The organism is Tardiphaga sp. (assembly GCF_028290495.1).
Taxonomy (GTDB): Bacteria; Pseudomonadota; Alphaproteobacteria; order Rhizobiales; family Xanthobacteraceae; genus Tardiphaga.
The window spans coordinates 1-15,397 of sequence record NZ_JAQGJT010000147.1; the positions used below are offsets into that span (position 1 = coordinate 1).

The window sequence follows — 15,397 nt, forward strand, 5'->3', positions numbered from 1 at the left end:
CCGGGGCGCCGGGCGTGCCGACCACTTCATAGGTGATGCCGATCAGGCCTTCATTGCTGCCGCCGCCGAGGAACAGGCCGATCACCGGCAACTGTCCGAACATGTTGTTCAGACCATACATCGGCACGAAGGTGCCGCTCATCCGCACCTGGTTGGCGGGATAGTCGATATTGCCCTCAATGGTCGCGCCGATACTCGGCCCCTTGACGACGCCCTCGCGGATCGTGAGCTGGCCGTTCTGGCGCGTGAACTCGGCGCGCAGCCGCGAGAAGGCGATGCCGCCCTGGGACGCGCCGGGGCTGCCGGCCGCGACCCGATCCAGCGACGCCTCGCCCTTAATGGCGAAGTCGCGGACGTTGATCAGGCCTTCCTTGGGCCGCGTATCGGATGAAGGCGTATCCATCGCCAGGGACAATTGTCCGCCGGACATCTTCGAGTAGGTGTCGGTGACGCGGAAGAACGCGCCGGCGTCGTTGGTCTCGATATAGATCACGTCGCGCGCCGCGCCCTGCGCCCGGCCGCGAATGTCACCGGTCAGTGGCGTGTCACGGCCGAGCTTGCCGGACAGGTTGAAGGTCTTGATGTTACCGCCGCGCCGCGACACCTTGGCGTCCAGGCTGCGTACCGCCTCGCCGTAAAAGCCGGCGACAGCGCCCAGCTTGACGTCGATGTCGAAATCGATGGTCTTGGTCTTGCTCTTGGAGTCCGACTCCTTGCCGGAGATCGCCGACTTCAGGAAGCCGCGGCCGTCGAACACGTCGCCGCGCATCACCACCTTGAGCACGCCGTCAGTGCCGCGATCGGCCTTCAGCGAGGTCTTGTCGCCTTCCGACGGCGAAAAGGTCGGGAAATTGGCGTTGAGCAAATCGCCGTTTTGATCGATCTCTGCCGTGCCCTTGATCGAGGCGCCGGCGCCATCGACAACGATGTCCTCCAGCCGGGTCGACTGGCCTTTCTGCACCACGTTGAAGACCACGCGGCTGGCCTTGCCCGGCTGCTTGGTCCAGCCCGGAAGGATATTATCGAGCTTCAGCGGCGTGAGATCCGCGTCGATATTGAACTTGCTGTCGCGGTCGCCGCTGCCGATCCTGCCGGCGAGCTTGATGGGAACCGCACCGGTGACGGATGGGCCGAGATCGAAGCCGAGCCTGGCGCGGCTGGCGTCGTCGAGCGTCGCCTGCAGCCGCACGTCGGCGTCACCGTCGGTCGGCTTGCGATAGTCGAGCGCTGCCGCCTGCCCGTTGATTTTGACATCGCCCTTGACCTGGTAGCCCTGATTGTTGGCGGTGATCTTCAGCGCGTTGGCCTCGAGCTTCTGGCCCATCACCATCTTGTCGCCGGCGAAATTCGTCAGGTCGGCATTGATCGTGTAGCTGGTGTCGGCCTTGGTCAGTTCGCCCTTGATCGGCATGCCGAGCGTGATGAAGGCCGAGGCATTACCCTTGGTCGAATTGGGATCGAGCAGATTGCCGGTGAACTCGCTGAGGCGATCGGAAGCGAGCACTTCGGCGACCGCAGGCACGGGCCCGTCGATCTTGAACTTGACCTTGGCCGGCATCGGCTTCGGCACCATGTCCGGCACCTCGAAGACGATATCGCTCAGATTGAGCTTGCGTCCCGCAGGCGTGTCCATGCCGGCCTGACCGATCGTCACGGTCGCGCTGCGGCCGGTGACGCGGGCCTTGAGGTCGGCATCGCGAAGCACAGGCACGTCGTCGACCGGCCGCAGGGTAATGCCATTGGCCAGGATGTTCACGCTGAGACCGTCCTCGGGAATCGGCGGTCCCTTGCGCGACAGGTTGCGCACCGGCGAGTTGAGCGAGATGTCGAGCCGCTGCAGCGAGCCGCGCTCGACGCGCTCGATCACCCATTCGCGTACTTCGGGCGTCACCAGGATCGGCCACATCCGCTTCAGCGCGGAGGCTGACATCGGCGTTCCCGCGACGCCGAGCGTCAATCGCGGCTCGCCGGAATAATCGACGTTGCCGCTGACGGCGACGCCGATTTCGCCATTGCTGATATTGGCCTGCGTCAGCATCACCCGCTTGTTGTCGGTATCAAAGCGCAGCGCGATGTCGATGCGGTTGAAGATCAGTGGCGCTTCGTTGCCGGTGCCGGGCAGCACGATGGTGCCGCCGCTGAAACCTACCTGCCAGTTTGGCACGGCGTCGTTGGGCGGCTCGGCATGCGCCAGCAGCGTGACGCGGTTGTTGCCGGAGACGATCTTGAACGGTGCCAGCAGTACGCGGCGACCAGAATCCCACTCGACGTTAACCTCGGCCTGATCGATCACCATCGGGTAATCCGGGGTGTCGTTGTCTATGACGAGGCCGGCGCCCGCGGTGACCTTGCCGCGGAAGTAGGTCGGCAGCCCGTCGCGACCGAGTTCACCCTTCAACTCGCCGGTCAGCGGCAGGTCGGCGCTGTAAGTCAGGTCCTTCATCCGCAGCGCCAGCAGGATGTTCCGGGTCGAGACCTTGTCGGCGTGAATTTCGACCGAGCGCACGCCATTGGCCGGCGCACCGACGATGACGCCGAGCGACCACGGCGCCCGGCCGGCTTCGCCGACGCTCATCGCGACGCCGCCACCGCTCGGTCGGCGCAGGCTCAATGTGATGTTCTCGAACTTCGTCGTGTTGCCGCGCTGCTGGTCGTCGACCACCAGCCGGCCGTTCTTGAGGCCGATCTCGTTGAGGTTCTGGCCGTCGAGCCCGGTCAGGCTGAGGCTGTCGAGCCAGTCCAGTCCGGCCAGCAGCCCGCTGACGCCTGGCTTTTCAACCGCCGAGGGCGGCGGGGTCGGCAGCGCCTGTACCAGGGGCGCGACCTGCCCCGGCGGCAGCGACAGCGATGGTCCGGTCGGAACCTGCATCGGCAGCGCCGTCGGAGGCGACTTGCGTGAGGTGGCAACGCCGGTCGCCAGCGGGCGCGCATTGTCGCCGGTCGAGACGGTAACCTGGCCGTCCGGCATGATGCGGACCGCCAGCAAGGCATCGACAAGGTTGAGGCTCTCGGCGCGCAGTCGGCCGATCAGCATCGCAGGGACGGACAGTTTGACTTCGGCCTTCGGCGCGCTGGCGACGATGGCGTGATCGCGGTCGCGCACCACGATGTCACGGATCCGCACCGCGATGCGGATACGGCCGGAGCGCTCGATCTGCGTGCCGCCAACTTCGACGGTATTGCCCGCGCCGATATTGTCCTGGATCGCATCGGCCAGCCATGGCGTCGCCATGTCGAAATTGATCGGCCCCGCGCCGAGCCGCCACCACAACGCACCGAAGCCGGTGGCGAGAACAACGAACAGCACCACAAGCACGGCTGCAATGCGCTTCAGCCAGCGTCTGTCGCGCGGCGGCTCGGCTTCAGGGTCCGTATCTGGATTGGACAGCAGCCGGCGCGCGCGATGATTGCCAACTTCTTCATGGAGTTGATCCCAGTCGGAATCCGTCCATTGCGAAGGCTGGTCATCGGCACGCGAAACAAAAGCTTGTGGCGGCTTATTCCTTGGCATTGCCTCTCGGTGCTGGCGCTAACGAGGAGAACGATCGCTCCGGGCAAATGCACATCGATCCATCGATGGGCGTGTGTTCCGGCATGCGGTTCATTCGCGGGTTAATCGTGATGTCTTCGAGGTCGCGGCGCCGCGTTCAAGCACACGGATCGGGTGTTGCGTCGAATCCTTTGTAACCATACTCCGGGGGCAGCCCATTTGCACCGCGGCGGAATTATCTGCCTGCGTGAAGCACTTCCAACATCATCACACTGATCCGCTGAAAGCGACGAAAGGAAGGCGTATGTCCAAGAAATCGCGCGAGAATTCCTCCAAAACCCCTGCCAAATCTGCGGCCAAAAGCGCTGCCAAGACTGCTGCAAAGAGCGCTGCCAAGAGTCCGGTGAAGAGCGCCGCGAAGCCGGCCGCCAAAAAGGCTGTGAAGGCCGCAAAGCCGGTGGCAAAGACCGCGGTGAAGAAGACTGTGGCCAAGGCCGTAAAGCCGGTCGCCAAGGCGGCGACCAGGGTCGTTGCCAAAGCCGCGGCCAAGGTGGCTGCCAAGACGCCCGCGAAAGCTCCGAAGGTTGCCAAGACCGTGAAGGCTGTCCCCTCCGCCAAGCCCCCGGCGGCCCCCAAGCCCGCCGCGAAAGCCGCCGTAGCGACGACCCCTGTGAAGGCGAAGCCTGCCGCCGTCGTAGCCCCCAAGCTGGCTGTCGAGGGCAGCATGGCCCCGCCGTTCAGCCTGCCGCGCGACGGCGGCGCGACCGTTTCGCTGGCCGACTATGCTGGCCAGAAGCTGGTGATCTTCTTCTATCCGCGCGCCAGCACGCCCGGCTGCACCAAGGAAGCCATCGACTTCACCCGGCTTAATGCGGACTTCGGCGCCGCCAATACCGCCGTGCTCGGCGTCTCGGCCGATCCCCTGAAGGCCCAGGAGTCGTTCCGCGACAAGCACGAGCTGGCGATGCCGCTGTTGTCCGACGAGACCCAGACGATGCTCAAGGCGTACGGCGCGTGGGGCGAAAAATCGATGTACGGCAAGGTGTTCGAAGGCGTTCTTCGCACAACGGTGCTGATCGGCCGCTATGGCCTGGTGGCGAAGATCTGGCGCGGCGTGAAGGTTGACGGCCACGCCGATACGGTACTCGAGGAAGCACGCGGTATTTAAGCGAATCCTTTTGCTCAAAATTAACCATGAGGGGTTCAAATCGCCCGGTCATTAAGCTGGACGGGAGCGTATTTCCCGACCGGCGCCGGGAGTACCGATGTCGAACCGACCACCCCAATTCGCCGAGCATCCGCACCACCACGCCAACGACCACGGCCGGCCGCAAGCCTACCGTGCCGGCCCGGCAAGGGCCCCGGCCCATCCCCGCCGGCAGAGCGACTACACCATCGCGCATGCCGGAAAACAGGTTCGTATCGGCCCCGTGGTTTTCTGGATCGTGGTCGGCACGGTGACCGTGCTGGGTGCCTGGTCGGCAGCGACGGCGACGTACTTCACGTTCCGCGACGACGTGCTGACCAAGCTGATCGCCCGCCAGGCCGAGATGCAGTACGCCTACGAGGACCGCATCTCCGAACTGCGCGCCAAGGTCGATCGCTCGACCAGCCGGCAGATGCTCGACCAGGAACAGTTCGACCAGAAGCTTGCCGAAGTCGCCCGCCGCCAGTCGATGCTGGAAAACCGCGCCGCGATGCTCAGCGCGATGCCCGACAATCTGACCACCGGCTCGATCGGCAAGCCCGCGCGCGAGACCGCAACCGGCTCGCCGAAGCCGTCCCCGATCAACGACACCGTAACGCCCGGCGCGCCGCCGGATCGCCAGGCGCGGCTCGGCACCCGCCTCCTCAACGCCGTGCTACCCAACCTCGGCAAGGGCCAGGGCGTCGACACCGTCATCAACCGCCTGCAGGCGTCGCTTGACCAGGTCGAGAGCAAGCAGCTGGCGACCCTGAGCGCGGCCGAAGAGACGATGAATTCCAAGGTCAGCCGGATGCGCGGTGCGATCAGCGAGATTGGCCTCAACGTGGCGCAGCTCGAAGCCGCAACCCCGCGCGCTCCGATGGGAGGCCCCTACGTCCCGGTCAAGCTCGGCGCCGACGCCGGCCCCTTCGAACGCCAGCTTTTCCGCACCTACAACACCCGCGCCCAGCTCGAGAAGCTGAACCGCACGATGACGCTGGTGCCCTATCGCAAGCCGGTGGTCGGCGAGGTCGAACTGACATCCGGCTTCGGCGTGCGCTCTGACCCGTTCCTCGGCCGCCCCGCGATGCATACCGGGCTGGATTTCCGCGCCGCGACGGGCGACCCGATCCGCGCCACCGCCAATGGCCGCGTCACCTCAGCGGCCTATTCCGGCGGCTACGGCCGCATGGTCGAGATCGATCACGGCAACGGCCTCGCCACCCGTTACGGCCACATGTCGGAAATCCAGGTCAAAGTCGGCGACGTCATCAAGCTCGGCCAGGTCATCGGGCTGGCCGGCTCGACCGGCCGCTCGACCGGCTCGCATTTGCACTACGAGACCCGCATCGACGGCGAGGCGGTCGACCCGCAGAAATTCCTGCGCGCCGGCACCCGGCTGGGCGCCAGCTAACACGGCTTCGGCATGCAGGGCATTGTTGCCCTGCCCCGAGTGTGATTGAAGCGGCCTCTAGTGAACCTCGAGGCCGCCCCTTGAAATTTCCCCGACGTATCGGTCCCCGTTTTCCTCGCCTCGGCCGGTTCTGCTTCCGGGCCACCCGGCGCATCACGACCTGGCTGATGGCGCTGGCGGGATTTCACGCCAACGATTCCCGTTTCACTGTCGATCGCATCGCCGCGGTCCGCGCCAAACTCGCGCGCGGCGAGACGGTCTATCTCGCCGGCATCGGCCTGCCCGGCACGCACAACTCTGGCGTTGCCCTTGTTGAAGTCACGCAGGCCCACGGCCCGCGTCTGATCGTCAACAACGAGGAAGAGCGCTTCTCCGGCGACAAGCACACCACGCAATATCCGCGCGCAGCCCTCGACGCGATGCGCGCCACGCTGCAGGCGATGGGCCGCGATATCGCCGACATCGATGCGTGGCTGACGAGCTGGGACTATCCCGATCTGCTCGGCACGCTGGCACGAAGCGTCGTCGAGGAATTTCCCGACAGCCTGAAGCTGCTGCGATCCCGAAATTCCGTGAGCTTCGATGCGCGCCGCTTCGAGCAGATGACACGGGCTCCGAAACTGCTGCGCAAGCAGTTCGGCCTGGCCGCGCGCGTGCCGCTGTTGATGATGCCGCACCACGACAATCACGCGTGGTTTTCATTTGCGGTATCGCCCTTCCCCGGCGACGAACCCGTCGCCATCGCCGTGCTCGACGGCACCGGCGACCTCGGCTCGATCTCGCTCTACGTCGCCGAACACGGAACGATGCGAAAACTGTTCTGCAATGACAGCGTGTTCGACTCGCTCGGCGCGTTCTACAGCGTGATCTCCTCGACGCAGGGCGGCTGGACCTGGCTGTCCAGCGAAGGCCGCTACATGGGCGCCGCCGCCTGGGGCGACATGAACCGCGCCAGCAATCCTTACTACGCGCGGCTGCGCGAGGTGCTGGATTTCGGGACCAATGGCGAAGTGCGCCTCAACCGCGCGATGGGCAACTGGTACTGCGACCCGTTCGACGCCCCCTACAAGCAGCCACTGATCGACATTCTCGGCGAGCCGCTGAAGCCCGAGCAACTGTGGAATCCCGACGCCGTGTTGCGCGTGGAAGACATCGCGCACAGTGCGGACACGCAGGATCGCCTCGACAAGGCCGCAGCGACGCAATTGGTGTTCGAGGATGCGATGATCCACATCGTCGATCATCTGCTGCGCACAACCGGCGCGCATCGCCTGGTGCTGACCGGCGGCGTAGCGCTGAACGCGCTCGGCAACATGAAGCTTTTGCAGCATTTCAATGAGGCATGGTTCGCCCGGGCGCAGCAGCGAAACGCAAAACTGCATCTGTGGATCTCGCCGACGCCCGGCGATCCCGGCGTCACCATCGGCACCGCCTGGATGTTCGCGGATCTGTGCGGAGCGCCAAGGGGCGAGCCAATGACGCACGCCTTCTATTGCGGCGAGGCGCCGGCCGCTGATGATATCTTGCAAGCGCTTGATGCCGACGACATCGCATCCTCGGCGATCGGCACGATCGCAACGCCGGAAGGCCGCGACGCCATCGCCGACCTGATGGCCTTCATGGTGGCGCAAGGCGGCATCATTGCGCTGTATCAGGGCGCGGCGGAGACCGGCCCGCGCGCGCTCGGCCATCGCTCGATCCTCGCCAATCCCTGCGATCCCCGCACCCGGGAGCGGCTCAATGCACGCGTCAAATATCGCGAGGCGATCCGCCCGCTGGCGCCGATGGCGACGCTGGAGGCCGCGCAGGAATATTTCGAGCTGCAAGACGGCGCTTCCGACGCGAACTACAATGCCTACAATTACATGGTGCTGACGGCGCAATCGAAGCCGCACGCGCGCGAAAGGATTCCGGCGGTTATACATGCCGACGGCACCGGCCGTATCCAGATCGTCAGGGCTGCCGATGATCCGCTCACCTACGCCTATCTGAAAGCGCTCGGCCGCCACATCGGCGTCGAGCTGTCCGTCAACACTTCGTTCAATGTGGCCGGCCCGATCGCGCAGACGCCGCGGCAGGCTGTCGAGACCCTGCGCCGTTCAGCGGGCCTCGATGTCGTGCTGATGGCCGCCGCCGATGGCGCGGTCACGGCCGCCTGGCATGGCGGCGCGCGCGACAGTGGACGTTTTACGGAGTGGCTGTCGGAATGGTCCGACAGCCACAGCTAGCAGCGCGGCAATATCAAACCTTGCCGATCTTCTTTGCGACCACAACTAGACGCGCGCTGTCTTTAGCGACGAATTGCGCGAACTCATCCGCGTCCTGATAAGCGGGCATATTGCCGGCCACCTCGAATGTCTTCGTGACCTCGGGATCGTTCATCGCCTGTCGCATGCTGTCGCGCAGTTTGGTCACGATGGGCTGCGGCATGCCCTTCGGTGCGAACAGGCCGGCCCAGATGTAGAACTCGACATCGGAGAAACCGAGTTCCTTGAACGTCGGAACATTCGGAAAGGCCGCCAGGCGCTCGCTGCCAAAATTGGCCAGCACGCGCAGCGTGCCGGCATCGACATGTTGCTTCAGCGTTCCCGGCGCGGACGCCAGCGCCTGGATCTGTCCGCCCAGGAGGTCGCTGATCGCCGGCGATGCGCCTCGGTAGGGAACGTGAAGCAGCTGAATGCCTGCCGCAATCGCAAACATCTCCATCGAGACATGCAGCGTGCCGAACGGGCCTGACGATCCGTACGAGATGGCGCCCGGACGTGCCTTGGCGTCCGCAACGAACTCGGCGATGGTCTTCCACGGCGCACTGGCCGGGACCGCGAACAGGGTCGGGTCCGCGAGCACGCGCGCGATCGGTTGCAGCTGGTCGACCTCATATGCGACCGGGCGTTCGTAGATGCGATCCGCCTCCGGCAACACCGCAAGCGACGATAACGTCATCAGCAATGTGTGTCCGTCGGGCTGCGCACGCGCCACGGTCGCGTTGCCCAGCGAGCCACCGGCGCCGCTGCGGTTGTCGATGATGATCGGCTTGCCGAGCATCTTTTGCAGCGCAGCCGCGATCGGGCGCGCGGCGATATCAGCCTGCCCGCCTGCCGGGAAAGGCACCACCATGGTAATGTTGCGGCTTGGCCAGGCGTCCTGCGCACGCACGCCTTGACCGGTCAAAGCGAGCGTCGAGAGGCCTCCGAGGCCTGCAATGAATTCGCGACGTTTCATACATGTCTCCCGTTTTGTTTTTTATAGCAACGCATTGGATCAGTGGTGCCGAAGGCACGACACGCCGTCCTGGAAGAGACAGTACTCGCGCGCCTTGCAACTCACTTGCAGAGCTGAGCACGGGGCAGACGATGCCCCGCGCGTCCTCATCATACCCGCAACGGATACGAACTTGTTAGCCGACCGGGTTTTCGAGCTTGCCGATGCCGCTGACTTCGATCGTAACGACGTCGCCCTTCTTGAGAAAGCGAGGCGGCTTGAAGCCAAGGCCGACGCCAGCCGGCGTGCCCGTTGCGATCACATCTCCGGCCTCCAGGGTAATCCCTGCCGACAGCGTCTCGATCAGCGTCGGAATATCGAAGATAAGATCGGCAACCGACGCATCCTGACGGCGCTCGCCGTTGACGGATGTCGTGAGCCGCATTTTGGTCGGATCCGGCATTTCGTCGGCGGTCAGGATCGCCGGTCCCATCGGACAAAAGCCGTCAATGCCCTTGCCGATGAACCACTGGCGGTGCTTGTGCTGCAGCGTGCGCGCCGTGACATCGTTGATGATCGTGTAACCGAACACGTGCGCCAGCGCATCCTGCTTCTTGATGCCGCGGCCGCCACGGCCGATGATCACCGTGAGTTCGCCCTCATAGTCCGTGCTGTCGGTCGGATCCAGATAGTTCGGAATGGACGCGCCGGGGCCGATCACGGTGCTCGACGGCTTCGTGAAGATGACCGGCGCTTCCGGCACGATTTCCTTCGCAGAAGAATCGAAACCGCTGCCCGCAAATTCCTTGGCGTGCTCATGATAATTCTTGCCGACGCAAAACACGTTTCGCGATGGGCGCGGAATGGGCGCGAGAAGCTCTACGCTGGCGATGGGGAGCGGCGCGCCTGCGGCACCTGCAAGTCCGCTTTTCAATTGATCATAATTGGCGATCAGGGAAAGCATATCGGGCGCAAACTCGGTCGGTAGCGGCGAGACCTGCGAAAGCACCTCGTCTGCGATACCGACTGCCTGTCGACCGTTGTACAGGAACGTAACAAGGCGCATTTTCCCTCCAGGTATTTGGTTTTGGCCAGCGAACGGATCGCTGCGTCTCCTATAGACACCCATATCTTCGATAGAAGATTTGTTCAAGGCGCCCGTGCCGAAGTTTTATGGTCCAAACCTGCGCCCAATCGTCCGAGCAACGCCAGCGAGCTCCTGCAGCTGCGGCTCTGCCCTTGAGGATGTGACACGACAGGCAACCGCGACTAAGATGGAATCAGGACGATCACGACGGAGCGACACGCGACATGGCGAAGCCTGCGGCACGGAAGGTCATCGATGAAGACCCCGTCAGCCGTGATTTCGGCGACCGTGTCCGCATCCTGCGTGAACAGGCTGGCCTGACACTGGAGGGGTTCTCCAAACTGTCCGGCGTCAGCCGGGCGATGCTGTCGAAAGTCGAGCGCGGCGAGAAGAGTCCCACGATCGGTTTGGCTCGGCGCATCGCGCTTGCCCTGAACACGTCATTCTCGATGTTGCTGGGAGACGATGACACGCCGCGTCGCGCCTTCGCGGTGGTCCGCAAGGATCAACGCCAGGTCTTTCGAGATGCAAAGACAGGCTTCGAGCGCATGCTGCTGTCTCCGGTCATGGCCGGCATGGCGGTGGAAGTCGTTCTGCACCACCTGCCACCCAAAACCTCAACCGGCAAATTGCCGGCCTACCCGTCGGGCACGTCCAAACACGTCCTGGCCACGCATGGCAGCGTGACGGTCAGGACCAAGGATACGGACACGGTGTTGAACGAGGGAGACTCGCTGTACTTCGAGGTCGACGTCGAGCACTGGTTCGAGAACCGCACGGCGCGCCGGTGTGAGTATTATCTCGTGATTGCCGCTCCGCCGGCCTACGGCCGGCGAAGCGACGGAAAAAGCTGACGCCGCGGTTATTTCTTCAGACACAGACCGACGGTCGGCGCGGCCGCGCATTTGACGCCATCCGGCGCACCGCCGCTCGGGCAAAACACCGAGACCAATATCTCGTTGGCTTCGCAGCTCACCGAGCCGTCTACCTGCACGGCACGGACCGCGATCGGCGCCGCCTCACCCTTCTCGCCCTTGTCACCTTTTTCGCCGGCCGCACCCGGCGTCCCCGGCCCGCCCTGTGGCCCCTGTGGACCCTGGGCGCCGGTCTGGCCCTGCACGCCTGGAATGCCCTGCACGCCTTGTGCGCCTTGCGGACCTGCGGGCCCCTGCGCGCCCGGTTCGCCCTTCGGGCCCGCCGGGCCGGGATCGCGACCGCAGCCGGCCAATGCCAGTGAAATACCGATCGCGAGTATGGGAAGAATTCTCATGATACCCCCACTTTGATGATCCATTGTCGCCGCACGCGACGCCGAGACAAGCCGAACGCCGGTGTCGGCTTCCGGCGCGCGCATCATGACCGACGATCAAGGAGAAGAAAAGATAGCAGCGGGCGATACCGGCGTTTCACGACGCCGCAGCCGCCCCTACAATTACTTGGAGATGTCATCTTTGCGTTGCGAAACGATCTCGATCATGCGGCCCTCGTCGTCGTCGGGCGCGTAGGCCTTGGCCTTGTCATAGGCCCGCACTGCGGCACGGCCGATCGGCACGTCGGGCAGCAGGCTCTCCGCCAGCCGGACCGCGTAAGCGGCGTCTTTCTGCCGGAGCGCTGCCGTGAAGGTCGCACCGGAAAAATCCCGCGCCACCATGCGCCGCGCATGACGCACGACCTGCGGGCTGGCGGCGACGCCATGCTCGATCGACTCCAGCACCAACGGCATGTCGAGCCCGGCCTGCTCCGCGATGGCGAGGCCTTCGGCGAGGCCGGCGATCTGGACCGCGCCCATCAGGTTGTTGATCAGCTTGTAGACCGTGCCGCTGCCGACGCCGCCAAAATGCCGGATCGTGCTGCCGAGCGGCGCGAGGAATGGTCGCGCTCTGTCCAGGTCCGCAGGCGCGGCGCCGACCAGCAACGTGAGCTTGCCGCTCGCCGCGGCATCTGGCAGGCCGGTGACGGGACTATCAATGTAAACGAGGCCGCGGTCGCGCAGGTCGGACGCTAGATCGAGCGCGTGCTGATACGAGACTGTGGAGCATTCGATCGCCAACGCGCCGGCTTTGGCTGTCGTCGCCGCGCCGTCCGCACCGAGCCAGACGTCGCGCGAGGCTTCGTCGTCGGCCACCATGGTGACGATGGCGTCTGCACCCCTGGCGGCGTCGGCCGGCGAAGCGGCAAAGCGCGCGCCGCGCGCGATCAGGTCGTCGGCCTTGGCCCTGCTGCGATTCCACGCCGCGACGCTGAAGCCGGCATCGAGATAGCGGCCGGCCATGCCATGACCCATGCGTCCCAGACCGATAAACGCGACGTGGGTCATGTCTAGTCCACGTCGTCGATCGAACCCGCGCCCGGCGAGGTGCCGAAGGCGCGCTGCGCCAGCGTGGCGGCCATGAACTCGTCGAGGTCGCCGTCGAGCACGCCTGACGTGTCCGAGGTCTGCACGCCGGTGCGCAGGTCCTTGACCATCTGGTAGGGCTGTAACACGTAGGAACGGATCTGGTGGCCCCAGCCGATCTCGGTCTTGGCGGCCTGGTCGGCGGCCGCCTGCGCCTCGCGCTTCTTCAGCTCGATCTCGTAGAGCCGCGCGCGCAGCATGTCCCAGGCTTGGGCCTTGTTCTTGTGCTGCGAACGGCCGGCCTGACAGACCACAGCGACGCCGCTCGGAATATGCGTCAGCCGCACCGCGGATTCGGTCTTGTTGACGTGCTGACCGCCGGCGCCGCCGGAGCGCATCGTATCGACGCGCACATCGGACTCGTTGATGTCGATCTTGATGGAGTTGTCGACCACCGGGAAGATCGCTACCGACGAAAACGAGGTGTGCCGCCGCGCGTTGGAATCGAACGGCGAGATTCGCACCAGGCGATGCACGCCGGCCTCGGTCTTCAGCCAGCCATAAGCATTGTGGCCGGAGATCTGGATGGTCGCGGACTTGATGCCGGCTTCTTCGCCGGCCGTCTCTTCGAGATATTCGACCTTGAAGCCGTGCTTCTCCGCCCAGCGCGTATACATGCGCAGCAGGATATTGGCCCAGTCCTGGCTCTCGGTACCGCCGGCGCCGGCGTGAACTTCCAGATAGGAGTCGAAGCGATCAGCTTCGCCGCCGAGCAGCGCTTCCAGTTCGCGACGCGCGACTTCCTTCTTCAGGGCTTTCAGCGCCTGCTCGGCTTCGGTCACGACGCCGTCATCGCCCTCGGCTTCGCCGAGCTCGATCATCTCGACGTTGTCGTCGAGTTCGCGCATGACCTTGCCGATGCCGGTGAGCGAGTCCTCAAGAGAGGTCCGCTCCTGCATCAGTTTCTGGGCTTTCTGGGGTTCGTTCCAGAGATTGGGGTCTTCAGCGAGCTTGTTCAGCTCTGCGAGGCGTGCCGTGGATGCATCGACGTCAAAGATGCCTCCTCAGCAGCCCGACTGACTGCTTGATCTCTTCAACGAGGCGTTCGATTTCAGCGCGCATGACTCATCCTGAATACTGGACCCATCGTGTAGCCGTCCGCTCCCCGAACTTCAACCCGTCGAGTCTTGGCATCGCGGCGTTCCGAAAGACAATTGACAGAATTACCTCTCTACGCCACGCTACCCCCCGGTTGACACGACCTGCCGGTTGCGCCCTTCGGGGAACGGTGAACGTGTTGTGCCTTCATGGCTTTCCCTTTGCCCGAGCGACCGGGTCAGCAACGCAACCACCTGACGCGCCTGGTTCGCTCATGCAAAGGACGTCTATCATGCGCGATTTTCGCGAAGCCAAGTCTATGGCTCACACGTTGCGCGAATCACTCACCGACAGACTGGCGATCAGCCACAGCGATAGCCTGGAACTGGTGTCCAGAATGCTGGGCGTTGCCGACTGGAATACCCTTGCGGCCCTGCTCAAGGACGATCCCCGCTCTCCCACAGTAGCGGTGGCAGGACACCCCGAAGGTGCAACATTCTACCCCGCCATTCCGATCCGGGATTTCGTGCCTTTTCCGACGATGACGTTTCCGCTGTTCATCGGACGGGAGAAGACGCGGCAAGCCCTGGAGGCTGCTTTCGCGGGCGCGCGGGAAGTGGTGCTGGCCGTCCAGAAAGATGCCGCCGTGGACGATCCCACGCTGGATGACCTTCACGAGATCGGGACGCTCGGCAGATTGATGGAAGTCGAGCGGCTTCCCGACGACATCCTGAAAGTCTTCGTCCAGGTGCAGCGCCGTGTCGCAATCGGTCGCTTTGTCGGCGAGCATGGCACCTACCGCGCCGAAATCGCCGCTGTCGCCGAGGGCCGAATTCCCGAAGCACCCGACCTCATTCGACAAGCGGTCGAACGCTTCAAGGAATATGCGGCGACGCGCGATATCCGGGAGGTGGCGACGGTGCCGCCCTTCGACCGGATTCGCGATCCCGGACGGCTCGCAGACGTCATTGTTTCGCAAATGGTCCTGCCGTTGCGCAGCAAGCAGGCGGTGCTGGCCACCCTCGACCCGCTCTATCGGCTGCAACAGGTGTATGCGCTGATGGACAGCGCCGTTGCGCCCGAGCGATCCGCCGAACTCGCGGCCACGCTGGAACGGGCGCTGGCGCACGCCCGTCAACGCCGGCACGGTACCGCGACCCTCGAGCATCTGCTGCTGGCGATGACGGATGACGCGGACGCCACTTCCGCCATGCACCATTGCGGAATCGATCTCGGCATACTCCGGGAAAGTCTCATCGGATACATCGACACGGGACTAAAACACCTGTCGACCGAACGGGAGACGGATCCGCAGCCGAGCACTGCCTTTCAGCGCGTCACCCAACGCGCCGGCATGCAGGCGTGGGAGATGCACTGTGCGGCGACATCCGGCGCGGAGATTCTTGCGTCGCTGTTCGCGGAAGCGCGAAGCCCTGCGGTTCAGGTCCTGGTGCAGCAGCACATGACGCAAAAGCACGCGCTGGATTTCATCGTCCAACGACAAATGAAGCGACGCTGAGTCGTCGAGAGACGGAGTGCGTTGCAGAGCCGGGACCGCCATGAAACGCAGCGCCTGATACGGTCCC

11 protein-coding genes are annotated in these 15,397 nt (G+C 64.4%); 5 read left to right on the forward strand and 6 right to left on the reverse strand.

The annotated features are described in order from the left end of the window. Positions 1–3,511 (reverse strand): DUF3971 domain-containing protein (locus JWQ24_RS22060; protein ID WP_299812578.1); only part of this gene is annotated, 3,511 nt, incomplete at its 3' end. 283 nt (positions 3,512–3,794) lie between these two features. Between JWQ24_RS22060 and JWQ24_RS22065 the strand changes: the two genes are divergently transcribed. From JWQ24_RS22065 to JWQ24_RS22075, 3 genes are all read left to right on the forward strand, one after another. Next, positions 3,795–4,658, forward strand: a complete 864-nt coding sequence (locus JWQ24_RS22065) for a peroxiredoxin (protein ID WP_299812581.1) — start codon at positions 3,795–3,797, stop codon at positions 4,656–4,658. Between the two features lie 97 nt (positions 4,659–4,755). Further along, positions 4,756–6,090 carry a peptidoglycan DD-metalloendopeptidase family protein gene (locus JWQ24_RS22070; RefSeq protein WP_299812583.1) on the forward strand — a complete coding sequence of 445 codons (1,335 nt, stop codon included), beginning with the start codon at positions 4,756–4,758 and terminating at the stop codon, positions 6,088–6,090. An 80-nt stretch (positions 6,091–6,170) separates the two neighbouring features. Beyond that, complete coding sequence (locus JWQ24_RS22075) at positions 6,171–8,318, forward strand: carbamoyltransferase C-terminal domain-containing protein (RefSeq protein ID WP_299812585.1); 2,148 nt, start codon at positions 6,171–6,173, stop codon at positions 8,316–8,318. 13 nt (positions 8,319–8,331) lie between these two features. On the opposite strand, the gene JWQ24_RS22080 is transcribed toward JWQ24_RS22075, so the two are convergent. Both JWQ24_RS22080 and JWQ24_RS22085 read right to left on the reverse strand, forming a co-directional pair. Further along, positions 8,332–9,312 carry a tripartite tricarboxylate transporter substrate binding protein gene (locus JWQ24_RS22080; RefSeq protein WP_299812587.1) on the reverse strand — a complete coding sequence of 327 codons (981 nt, stop codon included), beginning with the start codon at positions 9,310–9,312 and terminating at the stop codon, positions 8,332–8,334. Positions 9,313–9,487: 175 nt separating this feature from the next. Next, positions 9,488–10,357: a fumarylacetoacetate hydrolase family protein gene (locus tag JWQ24_RS22085; protein WP_299812589.1), complete on the reverse strand. Its 870-nt coding sequence runs from the start codon at positions 10,355–10,357 to the stop codon at positions 9,488–9,490. A 245-nt stretch (positions 10,358–10,602) separates the two neighbouring features. On the opposite strand from JWQ24_RS22085, the gene JWQ24_RS22090 reads away from it, so the two are divergent. Then, the gene (locus tag JWQ24_RS22090; RefSeq protein WP_299812590.1) at positions 10,603–11,232 is read left to right on the forward strand and encodes an XRE family transcriptional regulator; all 630 of its coding nucleotides are present in this window, start codon (positions 10,603–10,605) and stop codon (positions 11,230–11,232) included. 8 nt (positions 11,233–11,240) lie between these two features. On the opposite strand, the gene JWQ24_RS22095 is transcribed toward JWQ24_RS22090, so the two are convergent. The 3 genes from JWQ24_RS22095 to prfB form a co-directional block, all read right to left on the reverse strand. Next, positions 11,241–11,648, reverse strand: a complete 408-nt coding sequence (locus tag JWQ24_RS22095) for a hypothetical protein (protein ID WP_299812591.1) — start codon at positions 11,646–11,648, stop codon at positions 11,241–11,243. A gap of 162 nt (positions 11,649–11,810) precedes the next feature. Further along, the gene (locus JWQ24_RS22100; protein WP_299812592.1) at positions 11,811–12,695 is read right to left on the reverse strand and encodes an NAD(P)-dependent oxidoreductase; all 885 of its coding nucleotides are present in this window, start codon (positions 12,693–12,695) and stop codon (positions 11,811–11,813) included. 2 nt (positions 12,696–12,697) lie between these two features. Further along, positions 12,698–13,835 (reverse strand): peptide chain release factor 2 gene (prfB, locus tag JWQ24_RS22105; RefSeq protein WP_299812593.1). Its coding sequence is split into 2 segments (ribosomal slippage): positions 12,698–13,765 and positions 13,767–13,835, totalling 1,137 coding nucleotides; the frame shifts between segments, so codons are not numbered across the junction. 268 nt (positions 13,836–14,103) lie between these two features. Between prfB and JWQ24_RS22110 the strand changes: the two genes are divergently transcribed. Beyond that, positions 14,104–15,330 (forward strand): LON peptidase substrate-binding domain-containing protein, encoded by a 1,227-nt coding sequence (locus JWQ24_RS22110; RefSeq protein WP_299812594.1) that lies wholly within the window; start codon positions 14,104–14,106, stop codon positions 15,328–15,330. Positions 15,331–15,397: the final 67 nt, after the last annotated feature.

Excerpts from the sequence above, each read along its gene's own strand:
- JWQ24_RS22065 (WP_299812581.1), top strand. The coding sequence starts at position 3,795 with ATGTCCAAGAAATCGCGCGAGAATTCCTCCAAAACCCCTGCCAAATCT.
- JWQ24_RS22070 (WP_299812583.1), top strand. The coding sequence starts at position 4,756 with ATGTCGAACCGACCACCCCAATTCGCCGAGCATCCGCACCACCACGCC.
- JWQ24_RS22080 (WP_299812587.1), bottom strand. The coding sequence starts at position 9,312 with ATGAAACGTCGCGAATTCATTGCAGGCCTCGGAGGCCTCTCGACGCTC.
- JWQ24_RS22085 (WP_299812589.1), bottom strand. The coding sequence starts at position 10,357 with ATGCGCCTTGTTACGTTCCTGTACAACGGTCGACAGGCAGTCGGTATC.
- JWQ24_RS22090 (WP_299812590.1), top strand. The coding sequence starts at position 10,603 with ATGGCGAAGCCTGCGGCACGGAAGGTCATCGATGAAGACCCCGTCAGC.
- JWQ24_RS22095 (WP_299812591.1), bottom strand. The coding sequence starts at position 11,648 with ATGAGAATTCTTCCCATACTCGCGATCGGTATTTCACTGGCATTGGCC.
- JWQ24_RS22100 (WP_299812592.1), bottom strand. The coding sequence starts at position 12,695 with ATGACCCACGTCGCGTTTATCGGTCTGGGACGCATGGGTCATGGCATG.
- JWQ24_RS22110 (WP_299812594.1), top strand. The coding sequence starts at position 14,104 with ATGCGCGATTTTCGCGAAGCCAAGTCTATGGCTCACACGTTGCGCGAA.